The organism is Pseudomonas sp. SG-MS2 (assembly GCF_009933855.1).
Lineage (GTDB): Bacteria > Pseudomonadota > Gammaproteobacteria > Pseudomonadales > Pseudomonadaceae > Aquipseudomonas > Aquipseudomonas putida_E.
Genome location: NZ_MOMO01000247.1, coordinates 1 through 3,311, shown reverse-complemented (window position 1 = coordinate 3,311; position 3,311 = coordinate 1). Strand labels below are relative to the sequence as shown.

Annotated in this window: 2 rRNA genes; both read left to right on the top strand. The window is 51.1% G+C overall.

Annotated elements, in window-relative coordinates:
- The first annotated feature begins 176 nt into the window (after nt 1-176).
- Nucleotides 177-3,068 (top strand): 23S ribosomal RNA (locus tag BLX42_RS23450).
- Nucleotides 3,069-3,199: 131 nt separating this feature from the next.
- Nucleotides 3,200-3,311, top strand: a 5S ribosomal RNA gene (gene rrf / locus BLX42_RS23445); the annotation flags it as partial.

Below are 3,311 nucleotides of genomic sequence, written 5' to 3'. Positions count from 1 at the left end.
CTTTTGTCAGATCGTTCTTTAAAAATTCGGATATGTGATAGAAATAGACTGAACACCAGTTTCACTGCTGGTGGATCAGGCTAAGGTAAAATTTGTGAGTTCTGCTCGAAAGAGCAACATGCGAATTTTCGGCGAATGTCGTCTTCACAGTATAACCAGATTGCTTGGGGTTATATGGTCAAGTGAAGAAGCGCATACGGTGGATGCCTTGGCAGTCAGAGGCGATGAAAGACGTGGTAGCCTGCGATAAGCTTTGGGGAGTCGGCAAACAGACTGTGATCCAGAGATCTCTGAATGGGGGAACCCACTCAGCATAAGCTGAGTATCTTGTACTGAATACATAGGTGCAAGAGGCGAACCAGGGGAACTGAAACATCTAAGTACCCTGAGGAAAAGAAATCAACCGAGATTCCCTTAGTAGTGGCGAGCGAACGGGGACCAGCCCTTAAGTTGGTTTGAGATTAGTGGAACGCTCTGGAAAGTGCGGCCATAGTGGGTGATAGCCCCGTACACGAAAATCTCTTATCAATGAAATCGAGTAGGACGGAGCACGAGAAACTTTGTCTGAACATGGGGGGACCATCCTCCAAGGCTAAATACTACTGACTGACCGATAGTGAACCAGTACCGTGAGGGAAAGGCGAAAAGAACCCCGGAGAGGGGAGTGAAATAGATCCTGAAACCGTATGCGTACAAGCAGTGGGAGCCTACTTTGTTAGGTGACTGCGTACCTTTTGTATAATGGGTCAGCGACTTATATTCAGTGGCGAGCTTAACCGAATAGGGGAGGCGTAGCGAAAGCGAGTCTTAATAGGGCGTTTAGTCGCTGGGTATAGACCCGAAACCGGGCGATCTATCCATGGGCAGGTTGAAGGTTAGGTAACACTGACTGGAGGACCGAACCGACTACCGTTGAAAAGTTAGCGGATGACCTGTGGATCGGAGTGAAAGGCTAATCAAGCTCGGAGATAGCTGGTTCTCCTCGAAAGCTATTTAGGTAGCGCCTCATGTATCACTGTAGGGGGTAGAGCACTGTTTCGGCTAGGGGGTCATCCCGACTTACCAAACCGATGCAAACTCCGAATACCTACAAGTGCCGAGCATGGGAGACACACGGCGGGTGCTAACGTCCGTCGTGAAAAGGGAAACAACCCAGACCGTCAGCTAAGGTCCCAAAGTCATGGTTAAGTGGGAAACGATGTGGGAAGGCTTAGACAGCTAGGAGGTTGGCTTAGAAGCAGCCACCCTTTAAAGAAAGCGTAATAGCTCACTAGTCGAGTCGGCCTGCGCGGAAGATGTAACGGGGCTCAAACCATGCACCGAAGCTACGGGTATCACCTTTGGTGATGCGGTAGAGGAGCGTTCTGTAAGCCTGTGAAGGTGAGTTGAGAAGCTTGCTGGAGGTATCAGAAGTGCGAATGCTGACATGAGTAACGACAATGCGAGTGAAAAACTCGCACGCCGAAAGACCAAGGTTTCCTGCGCAACGTTAATCGACGCAGGGTTAGTCGGTCCCTAAGGCGAGGCTGAAAAGCGTAGTCGATGGAAAACAGGTTAATATTCCTGTACTTCCAGTTATTGCGATGGAGGGACGGAGAAGGCTAGGCCAGCTTGGCGTTGGTTGTCCAAGTTTAAGGTGGTAGGCTGAGATCTTAGGCAAATCCGGGATCTCAAAGCCGAGAGCTGATGACGAGTTGCCTTTAGGCGACGAAGTGGTTGATGCCATGCTTCCAAGAAAAGCTCCTAAGCTTCAGATAACTGGGAACCGTACCCCAAACCGACACAGGTGGTTAGGTAGAGAATACCAAGGCGCTTGAGAGAACTCGGGTGAAGGAACTAGGCAAAATGGCACCGTAACTTCGGGAGAAGGTGCGCCGGTGAGGGTGAAGGACTTGCTCCGTAAGCTCATGCCGGTCGAAGATACCAGGCCGCTGCGACTGTTTATTAAAAACACAGCACTCTGCAAACACGAAAGTGGACGTATAGGGTGTGACGCCTGCCCGGTGCCGGAAGGTTAATTGATGGGGTTAGCGCAAGCGAAGCTCTTGATCGAAGCCCCGGTAAACGGCGGCCGTAACTATAACGGTCCTAAGGTAGCGAAATTCCTTGTCGGGTAAGTTCCGACCTGCACGAATGGCGTAACGATGGCGGCGCTGTCTCCACCCGAGACTCAGTGAAATTGAAATCGCTGTGAAGATGCAGTGTATCCGCGGCTAGACGGAAAGACCCCGTGAACCTTTACTATAGCTTTGCACTGGACTTTGAATTTGCTTGTGTAGGATAGGTGGGAGGCTTTGAAGTGGGGACGCCAGTTCTCATGGAGCCATCCTTGAAATACCACCCTGGCAACTTTGAGGTTCTAACTCAGGTCCGTTATCCGGATCGAGGACAGTGTATGGTGGGTAGTTTGACTGGGGCGGTCTCCTCCCAAAGAGTAACGGAGGAGTACGAAGGTGCGCTCAGACCGGTCGGAAATCGGTCGTAGAGTATAAAGGCAAAAGCGCGCTTGACTGCGAGACAAACACGTCGAGCAGGTACGAAAGTAGGTCTTAGTGATCCGGTGGTTCTGTATGGAAGGGCCATCGCTCAACGGATAAAAGGTACTCCGGGGATAACAGGCTGATACCGCCCAAGAGTTCATATCGACGGCGGTGTTTGGCACCTCGATGTCGGCTCATCACATCCTGGGGCTGAAGCCGGTCCCAAGGGTATGGCTGTTCGCCATTTAAAGTGGTACGCGAGCTGGGTTTAGAACGTCGTGAGACAGTTCGGTCCCTATCTGCCGTGGACGTTTGAGATTTGAGAGGGGCTGCTCCTAGTACGAGAGGACCGGAGTGGACGAACCTCTGGTGTTCCGGTTGTCACGCCAGTGGCATTGCCGGGTAGCTATGTTCGGAAGAGATAACCGCTGAAAGCATCTAAGCGGGAAACTTGCCTCAAGATGAGATCTCACTGGGATCTTGAATCCCCTAAAGGGCCGTCGAAGACTACGACGTTGATAGGTTGGGTGTGTAAGCGCTGTGAGGCGTTGAGCTAACCAATACTAATTGCCCGTGAGGCTTGACCATATAACACCCAAGCAATTTGCTTCTGCAGATTGTGGTGGTGAAGACGAAAGAACCGAAAGTTCGCAACATCACAACTATCGCATATCCGAATTCGCTGGGCTGTCCATCTGGACATTCTGGCTACAGAATTTCTTGACGACCATAGAGCATTGGAACCACCTGATCCCATCCCGAACTCAGTAGTGAAACGATGCATCGCCGATGGTAGTGTGGGGTTTCCCCATGTGAGAGTAGGTCATCGTC